We start from the raw sequence: 22,079 nt of genomic DNA on the forward strand, positions 1-22,079 counted from the left end.
GGGGCGGGGCTGGCGGCGAGAATGGGAGCGCAGGGAGGTCCTCCTCATGCGATCCGGCTGGCGAGACGAGGCAGAGCGGGGGCGGCGGGGAGCCCTGCGCTGCCTGCGTCCAAGCAGCGTTTAATTATCGCCATGCGCTGATCGAACCCTTGGCACGCCCTGCGTTCTCATGATTATCCTTACCTTGCGTTGATTCTTTGCCACCCACTCTGCCCCGAAGTGTCTAGGCTGATGAGTAACCCACGGTGGTCATACGGATCGATGGCCAGGGGGTAAGGCAAACAGGAGGCTTCGATGAGCATCTTCGATCATGTGCAGAACCGCTTCTCTCGTGTCCAGCAGGAGGAAATGAGCCTGCAGGAGTACCTGGAGCTGTGTCGTGAGGACCCCATGGCCTACGCCAGCGCCGCCGAGCGGATGCTGAAGGCCATCGGCGAACCCGAGGTGATAGACACCGCCAAGGATCCGCGGCTCTCCCGAATCTTTTCCAACAAGGTGATTCGCCGCTATCCGGCCTTCTCCGAGTTCTACGGCATGGAGGAGGCGATCGAGCAGATCGTGGCCTACTTCCGCCACGCCGCGCAGGGGCTCGAGGAGCGCAAGCAGATCCTTTATCTGCTGGGCCCGGTGGGCGGCGGCAAGTCGTCGCTGGCCGAGCGGCTCAAGCTGTTGATGGAGCGAATCCCGTTCTATGCCATCAAGGGCTCGCCGGTCTTCGAGTCGCCGCTGGGGCTGTTCTCGCCGGAGGAGGACGGTGAGCTGCTCGAGAAGGAGTACGGCATTCCGCGGCGCTACGTGAAGAGCGTGATGTCGCCCTGGGCGGCCAAGCGGCTCAAGGAGTACGGTGGCGACATCTCGCAGTTCAAGGTGGTGCGCCTGTATCCCTCGCGGCTCAACCAGATCGCCATCTCCAAGACCGAGCCGGGCGACGAGAACAACCAGGACATCTCCTCGCTGGTGGGCAAGGTCGACATCCGCCAGCTCGAGCTCTACTCCCAGGACGACCCGGATGCCTACAGCTTCTCCGGGGGGCTGTGCAAGGCCAATCAGGGGCTGATGGAGTTCATCGAGATGTTCAAGGCACCCATCAAGGTGCTGCATCCGCTGCTGACCGCGACCCAGGAGGGCAACTACAACCCCACCGAGGGCATGGGGGCGATCCCCTTCGACGGCATCGTGCTGGCCCACTCCAACGAGAGCGAGTGGCAGGCGTTCCGCAACAACCGCAACAACGAGGCGTTCCTCGATCGCGTCTACATCGTCAAGGTGCCGTACTGCCTGCGCGTGACCGAGGAGATCAACATCTACAAGAAGCTGCTCGAGCACTCTTCGCTGGCCGAAGCGCCCTGCGCGCCGGACACGCTGCGCATGCTGGCACAGTTCTCGGTGTTGTCGCGCCTCAAGGAGCCGGAGAACTCCAGCATCTATTCGAAGATGCGCGTCTACGACGGCGAGAACCTCAAGGACACCGACCCCAAGGCCAAGTCGATCCAGGAGTATCGCGATGCAGCGGGGGTCGACGAAGGCATGGACGGGCTCTCCACCCGCTTCGCCTTCAAGATCCTGTCGAAGGTGTTCAACTTCGACAACCACGAGATCGCCGCCAACCCGGTCCACCTGCTCTACGTGCTGGAGCAGCGCCTCGAGCAGGAGCACCTGCCGAAGGAGACCTTCGAGCGCTACCTGCGCTACATCAAGGAGTTCATGGCGCCGCGCTACGTCGACTTCATCGGCAAGGAGATCCAGACCGCGTATCTCGAATCCTACTCCGAGTACGGTCAGAACATCTTCGATCGCTACGTCACCTACGCCGACTTCTGGATCCAGGACCAGGAGTACCGCGATCCGGAGACCGGCGAGCTGTTCAACCGTCAGGCGCTCAACGAGGAGCTGGAGAAGATCGAAAAGCCGGCCGGCATCTCCAACCCCAAGGACTTCCGCCACGAGGTGGTCAACTTCGTGCTGCGGGCGCGGGCCCAGAACAACGGCATGAACCCCAGCTGGCAGTCCTACGAGAAGCTGCGCGGCGTGATCGAGCACAAGATGTTCGCCAACACCGAGGAGCTGCTGCCAGTGATCTCCTTCAACGCCAAGGCCTCCACGGCCGACCAGAAGAAGCACGAGGACTTCGTGGCCCGCATGAAGGAGCGTGGCTATACCGAGAAGCAGGTGCGGCTGCTCTCGGAGTGGTATCTGCGGGTGCGTAAATCGCAATAACCGGCGCGAGCCAGGAGGTCGGCATGACCTATTTCATCGATCGACGCGCCAACGCCAAGAACAAGAGCGCCGTGAACCGCCAGCGCTTCCTCGATCGCTACCGGACGCACATCAAGCGTTCGGTCGAGGAGGCCGTCAACCGCCGTTCGATCACCGACATGGAGCGTGGCGAGAAGGTCTCGATTCCGACTCGCGACATCTCGGAGCCGGTGTTCCAGCACGGCCCGGGCGGCAAGCGCACCATCGTCAGCCCCGGCAACAAGGAGTTCGTCGAGGGAGATCGCCTGCGCCGCCCCAGCGGGGGCGGCGGAGGAGATGGCTCCGGCGAGGGCGGGGCCTCCAACCAGGGCGAGGGCATGGATGAGTTCGCCTTCAGCCTGACCCGAGAAGAGTTCCTCGACTTCGTCTTCGATGGCCTGGAACTGCCGCACCTGGAGCGCAAGGCGCTCAAGGACCTGGACGAAGTGAAGCCGGTGCGCGCCGGGGTGACCCGCGATGGCGTGCCGGCGCGGATCAACATCGTGCGCTCCATGCGCGAGGCCTATGCCCGGCGCATCGCCATGCGCGCGCCCCTGCGCCGCGCGCTGCGCGCTGCACAGGAGGCGCTGGACGAGGAGGAGCGCAAGGACCCGGTGCTGCGCAACCCATCTCGCATCGCCGAACTCAAGGCCGAGATCGAGCGCCTCGAGAAGCGGCTCGAGGCGGTGCCCTTCATCGACACCTACGACCTGCGCTACAACAACCTGATCAACCAGCCGCAACCCTCGAGCAAGGCGGTGATGTTCTGCGTCATGGACGTCTCGGGCTCCATGACCCAGGCCCACAAGGACATCGCCAAGCGTTTCTTCCTGCTGTTGTACCTGTTCCTCGAGCGCAACTACGAGAAGGTCGAGCTGGTCTTCGTGCGCCACCACACCGCGGCCAAGGAGGTCGACGAAGAGGAGTTCTTCTACTCCCGGGAGACCGGCGGCACCATCGTCTCCAGTGCCCTGACCCTGGTCGACGAGATCATCACCCGGCGCTATCCGCCGACCCAGTGGAACCTCTACGTGGCCCAGGCCTCGGACGGCGACAACTGGGACGACGACTCGGTGAACTGCCGCGAACGGCTGATGAAGTCGCTGATGCCGCGCCTGCAGTACTACACCTACGTGGAGATCACCCCCCATGCCCACCAGGCGCTGTGGGAGGAGTACGAGACCGTGGCCGCCGAGTTCCCCGACCGCTTCGCCATGCGCCAGATCGTCGAGGCGGGCGATATCTATCCGGTGTTCCGCGAGCTGTTCAAGCGCCGTGCCGCCCATTGACGCGACGAGGAGGCATCATGACCCGACGCAAGCCGATCGCCACCGGTTCCGACTGGAACTTCGAGATCCTCGAGGCGTATGAGCACGAGCTGGCCAGGCTGGCCGACGAGTATCGGCTGGACACCTATCCCAACCAGATCGAGATCATCACCACCGAGCAGATGATGGATGCCTATGCCAGCGTGGGGATGCCGGTGGGCTATCATCACTGGTCGTTCGGTAAGCAGTTCCTGGCGGTCGAGCAGGCCTACCGGCGTGGCCAGATGGGGCTGGCCTACGAACTGGTGATCAACTCCGACCCCTGCATCGCCTATCTCATGGAGGAGAATACGCTGATGATGCAGGTGCTGGTGATGGCACACGCCTGCTATGGCCACAACTCCTTCTTCAAGGGCAACTACCTGTTCCGCACCTGGACCGACGCCAGCTCGATCGTCGATTACCTGGTCTTTGCCCGCAAGTACGTGGCCGAGTGCGAGGAGCGTCACGGCGTGACCGCCGTCGAGCAGCTGCTCGACGCCTGCCACGCGCTGCAGAACTACGGCGTCGACCGCTACAAGCGGCCGTCGCCGATCTCCGCCGAGGAGGAGGTGCGGCGCCAGGCGGAGCGCGAGGAGTACCTCCAGGCTCAGGTCAACACGCTATGGCGCACGATTCCCGGGCGTCAGCGGGCCGATGCCCTGCCCAGCGACCTGGACAGCGAGGAGGACCCCCTGGGGCTGCATGGGGGAGGGCGCTATCCTCCCGAGCCGCAGGAGAACCTGCTCTACTTCCTCGAGAAGAACGCGCCGCTGCTGGCGCCCTGGCAGCGCGAGATCGTGCGGATCGTGCGCAAGCTGGCGCAGTACTTCTATCCCCAGCGCCAGACCCAGGTGATGAACGAGGGCTGGGCCTCCTTCTGGCACTACACCCTGATGAACCGGCTCTACGACGAGGGCCTGGTGGACGAGGGGCTGATGCTGGAGTTCCTGCAGTCGCACACCGCGGTGGTCAGCCAGCCCGGCTTCGATAGCCCTTTCTACAGCGGCATCAACCCCTATGCGCTGGGTTTCGCCATGTTCAGCGACATCCGGCGCATGTGCGAGAACCCCACCGACGAGGATCGCGAGTGGTTCCCCGACACCGCGGGCAGCGACTGGCTCGAGGCGGTGCACTTCGCCATGCGCAACTTCAAGGACGAATCCTTCATCCAGCAGTTCCTGTCACCCAAGGTGATGCGCGACCTCAAGCTGTTCAGCATCGTCGACGACGACCAGGAGGAGATGCTCGAGGTCACCGCCATCCACGACGAGCGAGGCTATCGCCGGATCCGCGAGGCGCTGGCGCAGCAATATGCGCTGTCGCTGCGCGAGCCGAACATCCAGGTCTACGAGGCCAACATCCGTGGCAATCGCTCCCTCACCCTGCATCATGTGCAGGACAGCCGGCGTCCGATGGGCCGCAGCGTCTACCCGGTGATCCGCCACCTGCACCAGCTCTGGGGCTTCCCGGTGCGGCTGGAGTCGCTCTCGGAGGACGGGGCGGTGGTAAGACGCTACCAGTGGCCGTTACCCGACGAGGAAGGCAAGGAGTAGCCTGAGGGTTGGCGGGCCATGGGCCCGCTCACTCCCTGGTAACCCAGGACTGGCACCAGCCGCCGGGTTCGACGCTGTTCTGGGGAAAGAGCTGGCAGCCTTCGCCGCGGCGCTGGAAGAACATGCAGTTACTGCAGGTTTCGCCCTCCTCGTAGGCGGGGTGATCGCTGGCCTGCTCGGCCGCTTCGACGTAGTTCAGCGCCTGTGCCTGCTCGTCGCTGGGGTCGAGCCTCGGCAGGTCCTGGGCATAGGCTTGACGCGAGAGGACACCGATCCCCAACGGCAGGGCAGCGACACCCAGCAACCCACTGCGAAGAAACGTTCGTCGGCTCTGTCGTTTGGCCATGCAAGGTTTTTCGGCCATGGAAAGGTCTCCTGCTTCGACACGGTCCTATGAGAGGAAGAATACCCGTTTCAGGCCAGGCTGGCGCCAGGGTTGCTGCCGGCATGCACCAACCGCTCATCTGACCCGGTGAGAGGCCTGAAGTTCTGGTGTCAAGCAGGGAACACCTTTTCTATCCGGGTCGCAATTGCCGAATGTATCGCAGCGTTGCCGTCCGGTGTCGGTCGGTTTCGGAAAGCCGGGCGCGCCAGCGGCGTGGCCCCGTCGAGGTGGACGCATCAGCGGCGGTAAACCTGGCCCCGCTGCCCTACATTGGTTAGGGTGGGTTCACACTGCTGCTGCAAGGATGCCGTTATGCCGTGGATCAAGATCCTGCACATCGCCACGCTGCTGTGCTGGTGTGCGGCGCTGCTCTATCTGCCGGCTCTGCTGCTGGCAAGCGCCAGGGCGCGTGGAGGAGAGGCCACCTTCGACGTGCCTGCTCCGGCTCTGCTGCGCTTCTTCTTCACCCATGTCGCCACCCCCTTCGCCCTGCTGGCGATCATGAGCGGCACGCTGCTGTTCATCGTCGGGCGGTTGACCGGCGGATGGCTGGTGCTGAAGTTGATGGCGGTGAGCGGCATGGTGCTGTGCCATGTCCTGTGCGGTGCCCTGATCGTGCGACTGGAGCAGGAGCAGTATCGATTCCTGGCACCTGCCAGCGGGCTGCTCGCTGCCACCTCCGCGGCGCTGATGCTCACCGTGCTGGTGCTGGTGCTGAGCAAGCCATTCGACTGAGGCATGACAAGGAGAGTCACGATGCCGGATCCCACCCAGTCTGCCTCACTTGTCGTCGATCTCGACGCCCACCGCCTTCTCGTAGACCAGCGTGCCGCCAAGGGCGCCGGTGAGGCCGACCAGGACAGCGGTGAGGAGGGACAGGGCGATGGCCCAGGGCAGCAGGTCGGCGGCGTCCAGGTAGCGCCACAGCCAGTTGAGCGAGGCCAGAGACAGCATCATCACCGCCACGATGGCGTGACACCAGCCGAGAAGCTTGCGTCGGATCCGATAGATCGTGACAAGGTCGATCAGGCCCACGGTGCTGGCGATCCAGCCACTCAGTGCGCCGATACCGGCCAACCACAGGCTCGCCTCGGCCCAGAATGGGTTTCCGGAATAGAGGTAGGCGGCATCGCTGCCGACCAGCAGCAGCAGGCAGGCGACGGGAAAGTGCACCAGGGTCGGATGCATGGGGTGGCCGAAGATGGCAATGCGGCTATTGATGGTGCGGATCGGTTGGTCGGCCATGTTCGCGTCCTTTGCGATCGGTTCAGGGCTCTCCCTGGCATTCAACGCCCTGGCCGGCATCGGGTCAACTGCCCGGGCCGGCCCCCTTGGTGGACCCTGTGGCTGCCAGGCCTGCTGGCCGGCTGCGGCGGCGAGATGTCGATCCTGGACGCCGCGGGGTCGGCCGCTCGCCAGCAGTTCTGGATCTGGTGGGCCATGCTGGGCGTCGCCGTCGCCGTCTCGCTCGGGGTCTATGCGCTGTGGTTCTACACCTTCCGTCGCCGCGAGCCGCCGCCCCGCACGCCGCGCGAGGAGCGGCGCATCATGCTGCGCTGGGTGCTGGGCGGCGGCATTGCGCTGCCGGTGGCCAGCATCATAGCGCTGCTGGTGTTCGCCGCACCTACCGGCCGCGGCATGCTGCCGCTCCCGGATGACGGCGCCGAGCGCATCGAGGTGATCGCCCACCAGTGGTGGTGGGAGGTGCGCTATCCCGGCGAGGAGGGGGAGCGCGACGTGGTCACCGCCAACCGCCTGGTGATGCCGGCCGGCGAGCCCGTCGACTTCCGCCTCACCAGCACCGACGTCATCCATGCCTTCTGGATACCGCGCCTGGGCGGCAAGCGCGACATGATCCCCGGGCGGTACAGCAGCGTTCGCCTCGAGGCCGACTCGCCTGGGGTGTTCGGGGCGCAGTGCGCCGAATACTGCGGTGCGCAGCACACCCACATGCTGCTTCACGTCGAGGCGCTGGAGCGCGGCGACTACGATGCCTGGCTCGCCGAGCGGCGCCCGCCGCCGGGACCCGGCGAAGGCTTCGCCGAGGCGAAGGAAGCCTTCGGCGAGCACTGCGCGGCCTGTCACACGGTGGGGGGATTCGCCGAGGAACTCGTCGACGACGACCTGGAGCACGACATTCGCGGCCCCGACCTCAGCGACATCGGCTCCCGCCCGACGCTGGGGGCCGGCGTGCTGCCCATGGAGGAGGGCGCCATCGCCTACTGGCTGCAGCACCACCAGACGCTCAAGCCCGGCAACAGGATGCCGGCCCATGACCATATCGATACCGAGACGTTGCAGGCGATCGGTGCCTGGCTGGAGACGTTGGAACCATGAGTGATGCCAAGGACGCTACCCTGACTCCCGAGGTTCGCCGCCTGCACAAGGGCATGGCCGAGGTCTGGGCCAATCCGCGCGGCCTGGGTGCTCTCACCGTGGTCAACCATACCAGCGTCGGGCTGCGTTTCATGGTCACCGGGGCGGCGTTCTTCCTGATCGGCGGGCTGTTGGCAATGTTGATCCGCACCCAGCTCGCCTTCCCCGACAACGACTTCATGTCGCACGAGATCTACAACCAGGTCTTCACCATGCACGGCACGGTGATGATGTTCCTGTTCGCCATTCCCATCCTCGAAGGGGTGGCGATCTACCTGATCCCCAAGATGATCGGTGCGCGCGACCTGGTCTGCCCGCGGCTCTCCGCCTTCGGCTATTTCTGCTACCTGTTCGGCGGCATCATCCTGGTCTCGAGCCTGCTGTTCGAGATGGCGCCGGCCAGCGGCTGGTTCATGTACACCCCGCTCAGCAGCGGCGACTACTCGCCCGGGCGCGGCTCGGACTTCTGGCTGCTCGGCATCACCTTCGTCGAGATCTCGGCGCTCTCGGCCGGGGTGGAGCTGGTGGTGTCGATCCTGCGCACGCGCACCGAAGGCATGGCGCTGCACAAGATGCCGCTGTTCGCCTGGTACATCCTGGCCATGGCGCTGATGATCGTGGTCGGCTTCCCGCCGCTGATCCTCGGCAGCATCCTGCTCGAACTGGAGCGCGCCACCGGCATGCCGTTCTTCGATGTGGCCGGCGGCGGTGACCCGGTGCTGTGGGCGCACCTGTTCTGGCTGTTCGGCCACCCCGAGGTCTATATCATCTTCCTGCCGGGGGCGGGCATCGTCTCGACCCTGATCCCGGTCTTCGCCCGGCGCCCCATCGTCGGCTATGGCTGGGTGGTGGCGGCCATCGCCATCATGGGCTTCGTCAGCTTCGGCCTGTGGGTGCATCACATGTTCACGCTGGGCATCCCGCAGCTGGCGCTGGCCTTCTTCTCGGCGGCGAGCATGCTGGTGGCGATTCCTACCGGCATCCAGATCTTCGTCTGGCTCTCCACGCTGTGGCTGGGGCGGCCGGTGATGTCACTGCCGATGCTGTGGGTCGCCGGTTTCCTGGTGATCTTCGTGCTGGGCGGGCTCACCGGCGTGATGCTGGCGCTGGTGCCGTTCAACTGGCAGGTCCACGACACCCACTTCGTGGTCGCCCACATGCACTACGTGCTGGTGGGCGGCATGCTGTTCCCGCTGATCGCCGGGCTTTACTACTGGCTGCCGCTGATCTCGGGGCGGATGCCCTCCGCGCGGCTGGGCAAGTGGAGCTTCTGGCTGATCTTCCTCGGCTTCAACACCACCTTCCTGGTCATGCACTGGACGGGGCTGTTGGGCATGCGCCGGCGCGTGTTCACCTACGACACCACCATGGGATGGGACATTTACAACCTGATCTCTTCCGTTGGCGGGTTCATGATGTCCGCCGGCGTGGCGCTGCTGATCCTCGACGTGGCGCTGCATTTCCGCTTCGGCAGGAGGGCGCCGCAGAACCCCTGGAACGCCGACGGCCTTGAGTGGGCCATGCCCAAGCCGCCGACACCCTACAACTTCGTCAGCCTGCCACGGCTGGAGACGCGCCACCCGCTGTGGGAGGACCCGGCACTGCCACGTACCATCGTCGAGGGGCGCCACGGCCTCGGCACCATCGACCACGGCCGGCGCGAGACCTGGGGCAGCGACCCCCTGACCGGCAAGCTGCGCGAGGTCGTCCATCTACCCACCAACTCCTGGTGGCCGTTCTTCGCCGCCCTGGCGCTGGCGGTGGTCTGCCTCTGCCTGCTGGCCAGGCTCTATCCGCTGGCGGGTATCGCCACGCTGGTGGCCGGCGTGTTCCTGCTGCGCTGGTCATGGGAGAACGGGGCTCACCCCAGGGCCGCTCCCGATGCCAGGGTGGCCCCCGGTCAGCCGCCGCTGCATTCGCGCACCATGAACGGCCCCGGGGTCTGGGCCATGTCGGTCTCGCACCTGGCCAACGGCTCGTTCTACCTCTCGCTGCTGTTCGGCTGGTTCTACCTGTGGACCGTGGCGCCCGAGTGGCAGATGCCGGCAACGTCGCCGCTCTCGTTGCCGCTGCTGGTGGGGGCGGGCCTCGCCCTGACGCTGGGAGGCGTGTGGCTAGCCAAGCTGGTACGCCGGCTGCGTCGGGGCAACGACTCGGGGCTTGGCGGTGGCATGTACCTGGCCGCCGGGCTCGGTGCACTGCAGTCGGCGCTGCTCGGCCTGGCGATCTGGCAGGCACCGCTGGCGCCTGGCGAAACCGCCCACGATGCCACTCTGCTGGTGGCGCTGGTCTACGTCCTGATCCATGCGCTGCTGGGGGCGCTGCTGTGCCTGCTGCAGGGGCTGCGGGTCGGCTATGGCTACGTTGGCGCCGAGGCCCCCATGGAGCCGGTAGTGGTGCTGCGCCTGTGGTACTACAACCTGGTCGTCTACTGGTCCCTGCTCGTCGCCCTCTGGCTGCTGCCGACGGTATTGGGAGGGGCGTCATGAAGCGCTTGCTGAGACTGACTCATCCGATTCACCTGGTCAGTGGCCTCACCATCTGGGCCGTCTGGTTCGTGGCGATCTACGCCGGGCTCTCGGTGGCCTGCTCGGTGGCGCCCCCCGACCCCGGACGCGACATGCTGACCGGCATCAATCTCGCTGTCGGGGTGGCCACGCTCGCCACCACCGCGCTGCTGCTGTGGTTGAGCTGGGCCAGCGTGGCGGCGGGGCGCAGGGCGGAGCGGCGGCGCGAGTGCTACTTTGCCTATCTGTCGGCCGGGGTCTTCCTGTTCTCGGCGGGCGGCACCCTGTTCGTCGGCTACCCGGTGGTCTTCCTGCCGCCCTGCGTCTAGCCGGCGCGAAGCATGCGCCGGGCCAGGGCGCGATTCAGCCGACGCCGGTGGCCTGCTATACTCGCGCCAGGTCGCGGCGAATGCCTGCCGCGGTGGAACCCGACTGGGGGCAAGACGAGGGAGAGCCTGATGCAGAATGCCGTGATCCTGATCAATACCGACAAGGGCCAGGTCAAGGCGGTGGCCGAGCGGCTCGCCGATGTCGAGGGAATCAGCGAAGTCTACTCCACCTGTGGCCGCTACGACCTGGTGGCGATCGCCCGCACCCGTGACTTCGAGAGCCTGGCCGAGCTGGTCACCGAGCGCCTCAATGCCGTCGAGGGTATTCGCGACACCGAGACCCTCAATGCCATGCAGGTGCACTCCCGGCACGACCTTGAGACCATGTTTTCGCTGGGTTGGTAGCCTGGCGCCTTTCCCATACTGACCGAACCTGCCGCTGCCGCCATGTGTCGGCAGCGGCGCCCCCTTGGATCGATCCATGGCCCTAGCACGTTCCCGCAGCCGGCGCCGCCGCACCTCGCTGCCACGCTGGCGCTCTCGCGTCCGCCAGTTCGCCGTCACCCTCGTCTTTGTCGCGGTCGGCAGCGGCCTGTGGTACGCCCAGGAGCAGGAGTACCGCGACCAGCTGAGCTGGATGGGGGTGCCCGCCTGGGAAAGCCCGACGCCGCTGAGCGTGCACCGCGTGCTGCGCAACGACGGCTTCCTGGTCGGCTGGTCCGACGTGCGGGTCAACCCGCTGTGGGTGAGCTACCTGCTGCATGAGGTGGAGGACCCTCGCGCCGGCCCCCGGTCCGAGTTTCGCCAGGATTGGCGCACCCTGTGGCCGATCGGGGCCGACAGCTACTTCGGCAGCGGCTACGACCGCGGCCACCTGGCGCCGAACTACGCCATCGCCGCGGTGCATGGGCGGCGTGCCCAGGAGCAATCGTTCCTGATGAGCAATATCTCGCCCCAACGGCCGGATCTCAATCGGCGGCTCTGGCAGCGCCTCGAGGAGGTGGTGATCGACCACTTCGTGCCGCGCTTCGGCGTGGTGCAGGTGATCACAGGCCCGATCTTCCCCGAGCGCTTCCTCGACAACGTCACCAACCGGGTGGGGCTGGTCGAGGTTCCCGAGGCTTTCTTCAAGATCGTCGTGGTGCCGGCAGAGACGCCGCGGGCGCTGGCCTTCATCATGCCCCAGGAGGTGCGTGGCGACGAACCGCTGGACGACTACCTTGTGAGCATCGACGAAGTGGAGGCGCGCACGGGGTTGAATTTCTTCCCGCGCCTGCCCGAGGCGGTCGCCGAAGCGCTGGAGGGAGAGGTGGTGGCCGAGGGGTGGGCATTAGAGGAGGTGGCGCGCCTTCCTTCTCGTTATTAAAAAGTCGCTGCGCGAGCGAATCGCAGGCACAAAAAAACCGCGATTGGTCGCGGTTCTTTTCATTCATCGATTCGCTCTGGCGATGTGTCAGCCTGCATGACGCAATCCGCTCGTAAGAGCGGTGGTGCCCAGGAGAGGACTTGAACCTCCACGTCCGTAAGGACACTAGCACCTGAAGCTAGCGCGTCTACCAATTCCGCCACCTGGGCGCATCATGCCGTTGTCGTTATCGCCGCGTGTCCGCGTGTCTGGGATGGTGCCCAGGAGAGGACTTGAACCTCCACGTCCGTAAGGACACTAGCACCTGAAGCTAGCGCGTCTACCAATTCCGCCACCTGGGCGAACACGAGCGATTCGAGCTGACAAAGAGCGGGGCTGCCCGGCCCAGCCATCGTTCCGAAGAAGGCGATGGTGCCCAGAAGAGGACTTGAACCTCCACGTCCGTAAGGACACTAGCACCTGAAGCTAGCGCGTCTACCAATTCCGCCATCTGGGCAGGCGACGCGTATCTTACCCAATTTATGGCCCAATGCAAGAGCGACGGGCGAAATTCGCCCCGCGCCGGGCGGTTCGGACGGTGTCGGGGCGGCGTTCGTCGGGTCTGCTCCGGGTGGGTCGTGTTGCCGGAGGCTGCCGCCATGGTTGGGCCGAGCCGGCACCGGCGCTATACTGCGGGGCATGACAAACGACTCCATTAGCAAGACCCTACGCCCGCGGCCTCTCTCCCGCGCCCTTCCCGGAACGCTGCCCCCGTTGCCAAGGATGCCCCACGCATGACCCATTGGACGCTCAGCGACGACCCCCATGCCAGCCGCGAGGCCCACAAGTACGACAAGCCGGCGCCAAGCCGCGAGTACCTGCTGGCGCGCCTGGAAGCGTATGGCAAGCCGATCACCCACGAGAAGATGAGTCGCCTGCTGGGCCTCGAGGACGAGGAGCTGCAGGAGGCGGTGCGCCGCCGGCTGGCGGCCATGGAGCGCGACGGCCAGGTGCTGCGCAACCGCGCCGGCGCCTATGCCTTGATCGACAAGCTCGACCTGATCAAGGGCAAGGTGCTGGGGCATCGCGACGGCTTCGGTTTCGTGCTGCGCGACGACGGCAAGAAGCCAGACCTGGTGCTGCCGCCGAGGCAGATGCGCCGGGTCTTCCATGGCGACTACGTGCTGGTGCGCATCAGCGGGCGCGACCGCCGCGGCCGTGACGAGGCGACCATCGCCGAGGTGCTGTCGCGCAATACCCAGACCATCGTCGGGGTCTATCGCGAGAACACCTCCGAGTTCGGCGTGCTGATTCCCGAGAACCCGCGCATCACCCAGGAAGTGATCGTCCCGCATAGCGCCTGCGGTGGGGCGCGCGACGGCCAGGTGGTGTCGGCCAGGATCGTGCAGCAGCCCGAGACCCGGGTGCAGCCGGTGGGAGAGGTGGTCGAGGTGCTCGGCGAGCGCATGGATCCGGGCATGGAAATCGACATTGCCATCCGCAGCTACGAGATCCCGGCCGAGTTTCCCCCCGAGGTCCACGATCAGATCGCCGGGATGTCCGCCGAGGTGGCCGAGCAGGACAAGCAGCATCGCATCGACTTGCGTCACCTGCCGCTGGTGACCATCGACGGCGAGGACGCCAAGGATTTCGACGACGCGGTATACGCCTGGAAGACCAAGTCCGGGAGCTGGAAGCTGCTCGTCGCTATTGCCGACGTCTCCCACTACGTGCGTCCGGGCAGTGCGCTCGACCAGGAGGCGATACGCCGCGGCAACTCGGTCTACTTCCCCGGGCAGGTGGTGCCGATGTTGCCCGAGCTGCTCTCCAACGGGCTGTGCTCGCTCAATCCGCACGTCGACCGCCTGGCCATGGTTTGCGAGATGAATATCTCCAAGAGCGGGACGATCAGCCGCTATCACTTCTACGAGGCGGTGTTCCAGTCGCATGCCCGGCTCACCTACAACAAGGTGGCGGCGATTCTCGACGACGACGATCCCGAGGGCGATGCGCTGCGCCTCGAGTATCGCGAGCTGGTCAAGCCGCTCAAGGAGCTGCACCAGCTCTACAAGGTGCTGCGCCAGGCTCGCGAGGAGCGGGGTGCCATCGACTTCGAGACCACCGAAACGGCGATCGTCTTCAACGAGGAGCGCAAGATCGAGAAGATCGTGCCGCGCACCCGCAACGATGCCCACAAGCTCATCGAGGAGTGCATGCTGGCGGCCAACGTGGCCACCGCGCGCTTCCTCGACAAGCACGACCTGCCGGCGCTCTACCGCATCCACGAGCGGCCCGCGCCGGAGCGCCTCGACAAGCTGCGCCTGTTCCTCAACGAGCTGGGGCTCTCGGTGGGCGGCGGCGACGAGCCCACGCCGCAGGACTACCAGGCCCTGGCCGAGGCGATCCGCGGTCGCCCGGACGCCGACGTGATCCAGACCGTGATGCTGCGCTCGATGAGCCAGGCGGTCTATTCGCCGCACAACGAAGGGCACTTCGGCCTGGCTTATCCGGCCTACGCCCATTTCACCTCGCCGATTCGCCGCTACCCCGACCTGCTGGTGCACCGGGCGATCCGCTCGGTGATCCGCGGGCCGCGCCAGACCAACACAGTGCTGCGCGCCGAGGGGGGGCCGGTGGAGCCACCCAGCAAGTGGTGCCCCTACACCTTCGAGCAGATGCTCGAGCTCGGCGAGCACTGCTCGATGACCGAGCGCCGCGCCGACGACGCCACCCGCGACGTGGAGGACTGGCTCAAGTGCGAGTTCATGTCCGACAAGCTCGGCGAGGTCTATGAAGGCACCATCGCCTCGGTGACCCAGTTCGGTATCTTCGTGCGCCTCGACGAGGTCTATGTCGAGGGGCTGGTGCACGTCACCTCGCTGCCCTCCGACTATTACCACTACGAGCCCGAGAAGCACCGCCTCAAGGGCGAACGCACCGGCATGAGCTACCGCCTGGGTGACGGCGTCACGGTCCAGGTGGCGCGCGTGGACCTGAACGATCGCAAGATCGATTTCGCCCTCGAGGACGAGAAGCCGCGGCCCAGGCGCGAGCCGCGCAAGCGGCGCGGGGCAGGCGAGGCGACCGTTTCCCCTGAGCCCGGCGTCGGCAAGGCCCAGGCCGATGACAAGGGTGGCAAGGGCAGGGGTGGCAAGCGACGTCGTGGCCCGCGCAAGCCGAAGGCGCGTAGCTGATGGCGCAGGGACGCAAGGAGCCGCGGCGCGACAGCGGCCGCAAGAGAGCGCCGCGCCGCCCATCCAGCCTGCCAGGCGGACTCGACGCGGTGTTTGGCGTGCACGCGGTGCGTGCCCTGCTGGCGCGCGGCGAAGTGCCCCGGGTGCTGTGGGTCCAGGAGGGCGAGGCGCAGCAGCGTCTCGTCGAGCTGATCGACCAGGCTCGCCGTGGCGGGGCGCGAATCGAGCCGCACCCGCGCGAGGAACTGGACCGCCTGGCCCAGGAGGCGTCGCACCAGGGTATCGTCGCCTTCGCCGCGCCGCTCGCCTTCGAGAGCGAGGCGGCGCTGTGGTTCAAGCTCGAGGCCTGGCCTCACGGGGCACCGCCGCTGCTGCTGGTCCTCGATGGGGTCACCGACGTGCACAACTTTGGCGCCTGCCTGCGCAGTGCCGATGCCGCCGGCGTGCATGGCGTGATCGTGCCCAAGGACAAGTCGGCGCCGCTCAACGCCACGGTGCGCAAGGTGGCCTGCGGGGCCGCCGAGGGCGTGCCGGTCTATCAGGTGACCAACCTGGCTCGTGCCCTGGCCCGGCTCAAGGAGTTCGGCGTATGGATCACCGGCACTGCCGGCGAGGCCGAGGCCATGCTCTTCGAGGCCGAGTTCACCGGCCCCACGGCGCTGGTGATGGGCGCCGAGGGCAAGGGCATGCGCCGCCTGACTCGCGAGGCCTGCGACGGCCTGGTCAAGCTGCCCATGGCCGGCAGCGTCACCAGCCTCAATGTCTCGGTGGCCACCGGGATCTGCCTGTTCGAGGCGGTGCGCCAGCGTCGCGGTGTCGGCGACTGAGCCGCGAACCGCCTTCCTGTCTTGCAAGTGGCGGCTCGGATCACTAGAATGCAGGCGCCCGTTCCTGCGTGAGCGGGCATTGCCATTTTCGACTATCACCTCCTTGCTTCCCTTGAGTGCCGGTCCGGTATGGAGCGGGCGCCACGCGGAAGCTGCCAACCCGAAAGGAGATCCCATGCGTCATTACGAGATCGTGTTCATGGTCCACCCGGACCAGAGCGAGCAAGTGCCGTCCATGGTCGAGCGTTACTCCAGCATCGTCACCGAGAGCGGTGGCACCGTGCATCGCCTGGAGGACTGGGGCCGTCGTCACCTGGCCTACCCGATCAACAAGATCCACAAGGCTCACTACGTGCTGATGAACGTCGAGTGCAGCGGCGAGACCCTCGAGGAGATCGAGAACATCTTCCGCTTCAACGACGCCATCATTCGCAGCCTGGTGGTGCGCTGCAAGGAAGCCATCACCGAAGCTTCGCCGATGATGAAGCCGGCAGACGACAAGCGTGCGCGTCGCGAAGAGAAGCCGCGCGCCGAAGAAACTGCCGAAGCCAACTGATCGCACGTACCGAGGAGTCTTTACATGGCACGCTTTTTCCGCCGTCGCAAGTTCTGCCGTTTCACCGCTGAAGGCGTGAAGCAGATCGACTACAAGGATCTGGATACGCTCAAGGCCTACATCACCGAAACCGGCAAGATCGTACCCAGCCGCATCACCGGTACCAAGGCCCGTTACCAGCGTCAGCTGGCTACCGCCATCAAGCGCGCGCGCTACCTGGCTCTGCTGCCTTACACCGACAGCCACCAGTAAGCCGCGACTCGATGTTGCCGATTGCCCGATGGCTGATGCGCGGCACGCCCTACGCCGCAGGCGGGGCGGCGCTGGCAGCGTTCGTGCCCTGGCTGTTCTGGCTGAGCGGCGCCATCGTGGCCCTGGTCACGCTACGCCGCGGCCTGTCGCCGGCGTTGCCGGTGCTGGTGGCGGCAGCCATCCCCACCGGCTGGTGGTGGACCCAGGGCGATGCCATCCCGCTGGCCAGCGTGCTGCTGGTGGCGTTGATGGCGGTGGTGCTGCGCTCCCGCATGCGCTGGAGCGAGGCGCTGATCGTCGGCACCCTGGCTACGGCGGCGTTGATCCAGCTCGGCGTCTTCGTGCCGCCGGGCGGCACCGGGCCGCTGCTGGAGCAGCTGCGCCAGGGCTCGGACGAGATCGACCGCATGCTGGCCGAGCTGGTGCGACAGGGCTACGACACCGAAGAGCTGGCGTCGCTGCTGATCGGTGGCATTACCGGCCTGGTCGTGCTGATTGCCGCCATCGGCTGCCTGGCACTGGCACGGGCGTGGCAGGCGGGGCTCTACAACCCCGGCGGCTTTCGCCAGGAGTTCCATGCGCTGCGCCTGGCGCCGCGCGAACTCGCGCTGCTGGTACTGTTCGGCGTGGTGGGCATGGTGCTGGACCTGCCGTCGCTCTCCATGCTGGTCTGGGTGCCGCTGCTGGTGGCCGGAATGGCACTGGTGCACGGCTTCATCGGGATGAAGGGTATGAACGGGCTGTGGCTGATCGCCTTCTACGTACTGCTGATCACCACCTGGCCCATGATTCTGATAGTGCTGCTGGTGGCCTTCATCGACGTGTTCGTGGATTTCCGCGGCCGTCTGGCCCCTCGCAGCGACTGACAAGAGGTTAACGAGATGGAAGTCATTCTGCTCGACAACATTGGCAAGCTGGGTGGCCTGGGTGACAAGGTGACCGTGAAGCCCGGCTATGGTCGTAACTACCTGGTGCCCTACGGCCTCGCCGTGCCGGCCACCAAGGGCAATGTGGAAGCCTTCGAGGCGCAGCGCGCCGAGCTCGAGGCCCAGGCCGCCGAGCGCAAGGCGATCGCCGAGTCCCGCGCCGCCCAGCTGGCCGAAATCGAGCTGTCGCTGGTGGCCAAGGCCGGTGACGAAGGCAAGCTGTTCGGCTCCATCGGCCCGCGCGACCTGGCCGAGGCGCTGGGGCAGGCTGGCATCGAAGTCGCCAAGAGCGAAGTTCGCATGCCCGAAGGCCCGATTCGCCAGACCGGCGAATACGACATCGACCTGCACCTGCACGCCGAAGTCGACGCCACCGTTCGCGTGGTCGTCGTGGCCGAGTAAGCCGCCGAGTCAGCTTCTAGCTGGCTCAGCAGCGACGCCAAGGGGCGCGGGAGTTTTCCCGCGCCCCTTGTTCGTTTGTCCCGGCTTTGCTGCCCCCGGATTTCGACTTAGACATTGGTAGTAATATTACGGTTTACCTTTGCGCCACGACTCTTAAACGATTAAGTTTTGCCTGGGTCGGGAGCGTTGCGCTTCAGGCCAGGGGAGCAGGGCTGGCAGGCAGCGTCGTGAAGCCTGTCTGAATCGATATAGTGCCGTGTCTCGCCCGTTCTCCTTGTGAAAACAAACGAACATACAAACATAAAAGGAACAACTGCGATGAAGACCGCCTTGCTACGAACCCCACTCGTCGCTGCCGTGGCCGTGGCCAGCTTCGGCATGGTGGGGCATGCCGCCGCCGATACCGCCGACCTGGAACAGCGTCTGCTCGAACTCGAGAATCGCATCGCCGCCGCCGAGCAGCGTGCCAGCGCCGCCGAGCAGCGCGCCGAGCTCGCCGAGGCCCAGGCCGAGGGGCGGCTCTCCGCCGAGGAGGTGGAGGAGCGCCTGGCCAAGGTCGAGCGCCAGGCCAGCGGCGAGGAGGGCTTCTCGTTCAACGTCTACGCCCGCTCGGGGCTGCTGCTGGGCGAGGATCGCAAGAGTATCGAGGGTGGCCCCTACGTGACGCCGGCCGGCGGGCTGGGCGGGGCCGTGGGGCGCCTGGGCAACGAGCCGGATACCTACGCCGAGGCGATCCTCAACTATCGCATGCAGTTCGACAACGGCGCCAAGGCGCTCTACCGCACCATGCTGGCCAGCGGCACCGAGACCAGCAACGACTGGGACGACGACTCCAACCTCAACGTGCGCCAGGTCTTCGCCGAGTTCAGCGACCTGCCGAGCTTCACCGGGGCCTTCGAGAACGCCTCGATCTGGGCCGGCAAGCGCTTCGACCGCGACAACTTCGACATCCACTGGCTCGACAGTGACATCATCTTCCTCGCCGGTACCGGCGCCGGTATCTACGACATGCAGTTGGCCGACAACTGGCGCTCCCACTTCTCGCTTTACGGGCGCAGCTTCAGCGACTTCCCCGTCGATAGCGAGAATCCCGACGATACCGGCTCCACCGATAGCCTGATCGTCACCTCCAATAACTACTTCGGCAACTGGCAGTGGATGGTCAACGGCCTGTCGGCGGCCGACAATGAAGAGCGTGACATCGACGAGGGACAGACTGCTGCCGACAGCGGCTTCCATACTATGGTGGCCTATCACGGCGACAGCTTCTTCGGCCTGGGCGAGGGCAACTTCAAGGCTGCGGTACTGCACGGCCAGGGGCTGGGCGCTCAGGTCAAGGGGCTCGGCAGCGACGGCGATCTCACCGACGACGCCACCGCGACGCGCCTGGCCCTTTATGGGACCACCTACGTGGCGCCGAAGTGGCGTGTGGCCCCGGCGATCCTCGCCGAGACCAGCGAGGACCGCTACGTCGAGGGCGACCAGTACGACTGGGCCACCGTCAACGTGCGCCTGGCCAACGAGCTGACCGAGAACTTCGAGATGCAGTACGAGGCCAGCTACCAGTGGATGGACCTCGACCCCCGCGGTCGCGGCGGCAACAGCGCGGTGGATGGCGACTACACCAAGTTCACCATCGCGCCGACCTTCAAGCCCCAGGTGGGCGGCTTCTGGCAGCGCCCCGAGATTCGCCTGTTCGCTTCCTGGAGTGACTGGGACGAGGAGCTCAACGATTACAGCGGCGACGACGCCTTCGGCAGCGACGGCTTCACCGGCGGCCAGTGGAGCTTCGGCGTGCAGACGGAGGTCTGGTTCTAGGTTCCCAGTGCGGCCCGGCCGCGGCCGGGCCACTGCTCGCGCACGGTTTCGATCCCTTGCCGCGACCGCTTTCGGTCGCGGTTTTTGTCGTTTCGAAAGGTAGGGTGGACCCCGGCCATCGGGTAGAATGGCACGGCCCGTCCTCATCAAGGTTACCGCACCATGAACGACACGCTCGAGCTCGATCAGGAAACCGCTGCGCTCAAGGTGCCGCCGCATTCGCTTGAGGCGGAGCAGTCGGTGCTGGGCGGCCTGATGCTCGACAACCAGGCCTGGGACAACGTGGCCGACCGGCTGGTGGCGGACGACTTCTACCGCTACGAGCATCGCCTGGTCTTCAACGCCATGATCGGCCTGGCCGAGGCGGGCAAGCCGCTCGACGTGGTCACGCTTTCCGAGGCGCTGGAAAGGCGCGACCAGCTCGATACCGTCGGCGGGCTCGCCTCTCTGGCCGAGTTGGCGCGCAGTACTCCCTCGGCGAGCAACATCCGCGCCTACGCCGACATCGTTCGCGAGCGGGCTACCCTGCGCAAGTTGATTCGCGCGGCCAGCCAGATCGCCGACGGTGCCTTCAGCCCCCAGGGCCGGCCGGCCGACGAACTGCTCGACGAGGCCGAGCGGCTGGTGTTCCAGATCGGCGAGGAGCGACCCAAGTCGGGCGGTCCCATCGGCATGAGCGAACTGCTGGCCAAGGCAGTGGACCGCATCGACGAGCTGTTCAACATGAAGGGCGAGATGACGGGGCTCTCCACCGGCTTCCGCGACCTCGACGAGATGACCTCGGGGCTGCAGCCCTCGGATCTGGTGATCATTGCCGGGCGCCCCTCCATGGGCAAGACCACCTTCGCCATGAACCTGGTCGAGCATGCGGTGATCTCGAGCGACAAGCCGGTCATGGTGTTCTCCATGGAGATGCCGGCGGATGCGCTGATGCTGCGCATGCTGTCGTCGCTGGGACGCATCGACCAGACCCGGGTGCGGACCGGCCAGCTCGAGGACGAGGACTGGCCGCGGCTGACCTCGGCGGTGAACCTGCTCAAGGACAAGCAGCTGTTCATCGACGACACCGCGGCGCTGTCGCCCAACGAGATGCGTTCGCGGATGCGTCGCCTGGTGCGCGAGCACGGCAACCTGGCGCTGGTGATGATCGATTACCTGCAGCTGATGCAGATACCCGGCTTCTCCGAGAACCGTACCGGCGAGATCTCCGAGATCTCGCGCTCGCTCAAGGGGCTGGCCAAGGAGTTCGGTTGTCCGGTGATCGCGCTTTCTCAGCTCAACCGCTCGCTGGAGCAGCGCCCCAACAAGCGGCCGGTGATGTCGGACCTGCGTGAGTCGGGCGCCATCGAGCAGGACGCCGACGTGATCGCCTTCGTCTACCGCGACGAGGTCTACAATCCCGACAATCCCGACAACCAGGGCCTGGCCGAGCTGATCATCGGCAAGCAGCGTAACGGCCCCATCGGTACGGTGCACATGGCCTTCATCGGCAAGTACACTCGCTTCGAGGACCTGGCACCGGACAGTTACGGTGAGGCATTCGGCGAATGACCTCGCGGCGGTTGAGCCTCGTCCCCGGCCCCGTATAATGCCGAGCCCCCGACAGTCGATTTCGAGGAGTGACCATGGCAGGCGGATTTCGGCGCGGCAAGCGCCAGCGCACCCCCAAACTGGAAGCGCGCGGCGAGCTTCAGTCGCTGGAGCGTGAGGGACCCTTCAAGGAGTGGCTGGGCATGCCGGACCTCTATCGCTTCCACCTGGTCGTCGACGGCGAGGCCTACAGCTACCAGACCGAGGATGCCGAACTGGCCGTGGCCGTGGGCGACCGCGTGGTGTTTCGCTACAAGGAGACCAAGGCGGGCAAATGGGTCGACCGCAACTCGCTGGCCAAAGCAATCGATCCTTCCGACTATCGATAGCTGACGCTGCGGCGGGTGTCGGGAACCCTCCCGAGGCCGGCACTGTCATAAAAACAATACGCCAGCGTCATGCAGAACACATCGGGCACAGTCATGCTGTGCCCGACGCATATCCGCAGGCACGAGGATCATTCCAGAACATGGA

20 protein-coding genes and 3 tRNA genes are annotated in these 22,079 nt (G+C 65.9%); 18 read left to right on the forward strand and 5 right to left on the reverse strand.

What is annotated here, in order from left to right; genetic code table 11:
• Window positions 1–294: 294 nt before the first annotated feature.
• Genes HNO51_RS04565 through HNO51_RS04575 form a run of 3 tightly spaced genes read left to right on the forward strand, consistent with a single transcriptional unit; the run spans window position 295 to window position 5,098 of the window.
• Entirely contained in the window at window positions 295–2,217 is a 1,923-nt protein-coding gene (locus tag HNO51_RS04565; protein ID WP_197449834.1) for a PrkA family serine protein kinase, read from the forward strand.
• Window positions 2,218–2,240: 23 nt separating this feature from the next.
• A complete protein-coding gene (locus tag HNO51_RS04570) occupies window positions 2,241–3,524 on the forward strand; it encodes a YeaH/YhbH family protein (protein WP_209538600.1) in 1,284 nt (427 codons plus the stop codon).
• Window positions 3,525–3,541: 17 nt separating this feature from the next.
• On the forward strand, window positions 3,542–5,098 hold the full coding sequence (locus HNO51_RS04575) for a SpoVR family protein (RefSeq protein WP_197449836.1): 1,557 nt from the start codon (window positions 3,542–3,544) through the stop codon (window positions 5,096–5,098).
• A gap of 28 nt (window positions 5,099–5,126) precedes the next feature.
• Here the strand turns inward: HNO51_RS04575 and HNO51_RS04580 are convergent, their stop codons facing one another.
• A complete protein-coding gene (locus tag HNO51_RS04580; protein WP_422674252.1) occupies window positions 5,127–5,462 on the reverse strand; it encodes a high-potential iron-sulfur protein in 336 nt (111 codons plus the stop codon).
• A 333-nt stretch (window positions 5,463–5,795) separates the two neighbouring features.
• Between HNO51_RS04580 and HNO51_RS04585 the strand changes: the two genes are divergently transcribed.
• A complete protein-coding gene (locus HNO51_RS04585) occupies window positions 5,796–6,218 on the forward strand; it encodes a CopD family protein (RefSeq protein WP_197449837.1) in 423 nt (140 codons plus the stop codon).
• Between the two features lie 45 nt (window positions 6,219–6,263).
• On the opposite strand, the gene HNO51_RS04590 is transcribed toward HNO51_RS04585, so the two are convergent.
• The gene (locus HNO51_RS04590; RefSeq protein WP_197449838.1) at window positions 6,264–6,728 is read right to left on the reverse strand and encodes a DUF2231 domain-containing protein; all 465 of its coding nucleotides are present in this window, start codon (window positions 6,726–6,728) and stop codon (window positions 6,264–6,266) included.
• A gap of 135 nt (window positions 6,729–6,863) precedes the next feature.
• Between HNO51_RS04590 and coxB the strand changes: the two genes are divergently transcribed.
• The 5 genes from coxB to HNO51_RS04615 all read left to right on the forward strand — a co-directional run bounded on the left by coxB (window position 6,864) and on the right by HNO51_RS04615 (window position 12,061).
• The gene (coxB, locus tag HNO51_RS04595) at window positions 6,864–7,820 is read left to right on the forward strand and encodes a cytochrome c oxidase subunit II (RefSeq protein WP_234283582.1); all 957 of its coding nucleotides are present in this window, start codon (window positions 6,864–6,866) and stop codon (window positions 7,818–7,820) included.
• On the forward strand, window positions 7,817–10,348 hold the full coding sequence (gene ctaD, locus HNO51_RS04600) for a cytochrome c oxidase subunit I (RefSeq protein WP_197449840.1): 2,532 nt from the start codon (window positions 7,817–7,819) through the stop codon (window positions 10,346–10,348). The genes coxB and ctaD overlap by 4 nt, the downstream gene beginning before the upstream one ends.
• On the forward strand, window positions 10,345–10,695 hold the full coding sequence (locus HNO51_RS04605; RefSeq protein ID WP_197449841.1) for a hypothetical protein: 351 nt from the start codon (window positions 10,345–10,347) through the stop codon (window positions 10,693–10,695). The genes ctaD and HNO51_RS04605 overlap by 4 nt, the downstream gene beginning before the upstream one ends.
• Before the next feature lie 129 nt (window positions 10,696–10,824).
• Window positions 10,825–11,100 (forward strand): Lrp/AsnC family transcriptional regulator, encoded by a 276-nt coding sequence (locus tag HNO51_RS04610; RefSeq protein WP_043510462.1) that lies wholly within the window; start codon window positions 10,825–10,827, stop codon window positions 11,098–11,100.
• Between the two features lie 76 nt (window positions 11,101–11,176).
• On the forward strand, window positions 11,177–12,061 hold the full coding sequence (locus HNO51_RS04615; RefSeq protein WP_209538602.1) for a DNA/RNA non-specific endonuclease: 885 nt from the start codon (window positions 11,177–11,179) through the stop codon (window positions 12,059–12,061).
• A gap of 122 nt (window positions 12,062–12,183) precedes the next feature.
• Here HNO51_RS04615 and HNO51_RS04620 read toward each other — a convergent pair.
• The 3 genes from HNO51_RS04620 to HNO51_RS04630 all read right to left on the reverse strand — a co-directional run bounded on the left by HNO51_RS04620 (window position 12,184) and on the right by HNO51_RS04630 (window position 12,557).
• Window positions 12,184–12,270 (reverse strand) — tRNA-Leu (locus tag HNO51_RS04620).
• Between the two features lie 45 nt (window positions 12,271–12,315).
• Window positions 12,316–12,402, reverse strand: a tRNA-Leu gene (locus HNO51_RS04625).
• Window positions 12,403–12,470: 68 nt separating this feature from the next.
• Window positions 12,471–12,557 (reverse strand) — tRNA-Leu (locus HNO51_RS04630).
• A 277-nt stretch (window positions 12,558–12,834) separates the two neighbouring features.
• Here HNO51_RS04630 and rnr point away from each other — a divergent pair.
• The 9 genes from rnr to HNO51_RS04675 all read left to right on the forward strand — a co-directional run bounded on the left by rnr (window position 12,835) and on the right by HNO51_RS04675 (window position 21,934).
• A complete protein-coding gene (rnr, locus tag HNO51_RS04635; RefSeq protein ID WP_209538603.1) occupies window positions 12,835–15,234 on the forward strand; it encodes a ribonuclease R in 2,400 nt (799 codons plus the stop codon).
• Window positions 15,234–16,061, forward strand: coding sequence for a 23S rRNA (guanosine(2251)-2'-O)-methyltransferase RlmB (gene rlmB, locus HNO51_RS04640; protein WP_242597206.1), 828 nt, complete (start codon window positions 15,234–15,236; stop codon window positions 16,059–16,061). Before rnr ends, rlmB begins: the two co-directional genes overlap by 1 nt.
• A 175-nt stretch (window positions 16,062–16,236) precedes the next feature.
• Window positions 16,237–16,617 carry a 30S ribosomal protein S6 gene (gene rpsF / locus HNO51_RS04645; RefSeq protein ID WP_197449844.1) on the forward strand — a complete coding sequence of 127 codons (381 nt, stop codon included), beginning with the start codon at window positions 16,237–16,239 and terminating at the stop codon, window positions 16,615–16,617.
• A gap of 24 nt (window positions 16,618–16,641) precedes the next feature.
• A complete protein-coding gene (gene rpsR / locus HNO51_RS04650; protein ID WP_010629658.1) occupies window positions 16,642–16,869 on the forward strand; it encodes a 30S ribosomal protein S18 in 228 nt (75 codons plus the stop codon).
• 11 nt (window positions 16,870–16,880) lie between these two features.
• Window positions 16,881–17,735: a YybS family protein gene (locus HNO51_RS04655; RefSeq protein ID WP_197449845.1), complete on the forward strand. Its 855-nt coding sequence runs from the start codon at window positions 16,881–16,883 to the stop codon at window positions 17,733–17,735.
• Window positions 17,736–17,750: 15 nt separating this feature from the next.
• A complete protein-coding gene (rplI, locus tag HNO51_RS04660; RefSeq protein WP_197449846.1) occupies window positions 17,751–18,197 on the forward strand; it encodes a 50S ribosomal protein L9 in 447 nt (148 codons plus the stop codon).
• A 318-nt stretch (window positions 18,198–18,515) separates the two neighbouring features.
• Window positions 18,516–20,015 (forward strand): carbohydrate porin, encoded by a 1,500-nt coding sequence (locus HNO51_RS04665; RefSeq protein WP_197449847.1) that lies wholly within the window; start codon window positions 18,516–18,518, stop codon window positions 20,013–20,015.
• Between the two features lie 162 nt (window positions 20,016–20,177).
• Complete coding sequence (dnaB, locus tag HNO51_RS04670; protein WP_197449848.1) at window positions 20,178–21,566, forward strand: replicative DNA helicase; 1,389 nt, start codon at window positions 20,178–20,180, stop codon at window positions 21,564–21,566.
• A 74-nt stretch (window positions 21,567–21,640) separates the two neighbouring features.
• A complete protein-coding gene (locus HNO51_RS04675; protein ID WP_111413247.1) occupies window positions 21,641–21,934 on the forward strand; it encodes a hypothetical protein in 294 nt (97 codons plus the stop codon).
• Window positions 21,935–22,079 lie beyond the last annotated feature (145 nt).

This window comes from Billgrantia sulfidoxydans, assembly GCF_017868775.1.
Taxonomy (GTDB): Bacteria; Pseudomonadota; Gammaproteobacteria; order Pseudomonadales; family Halomonadaceae; genus Halomonas; species Halomonas sulfidoxydans.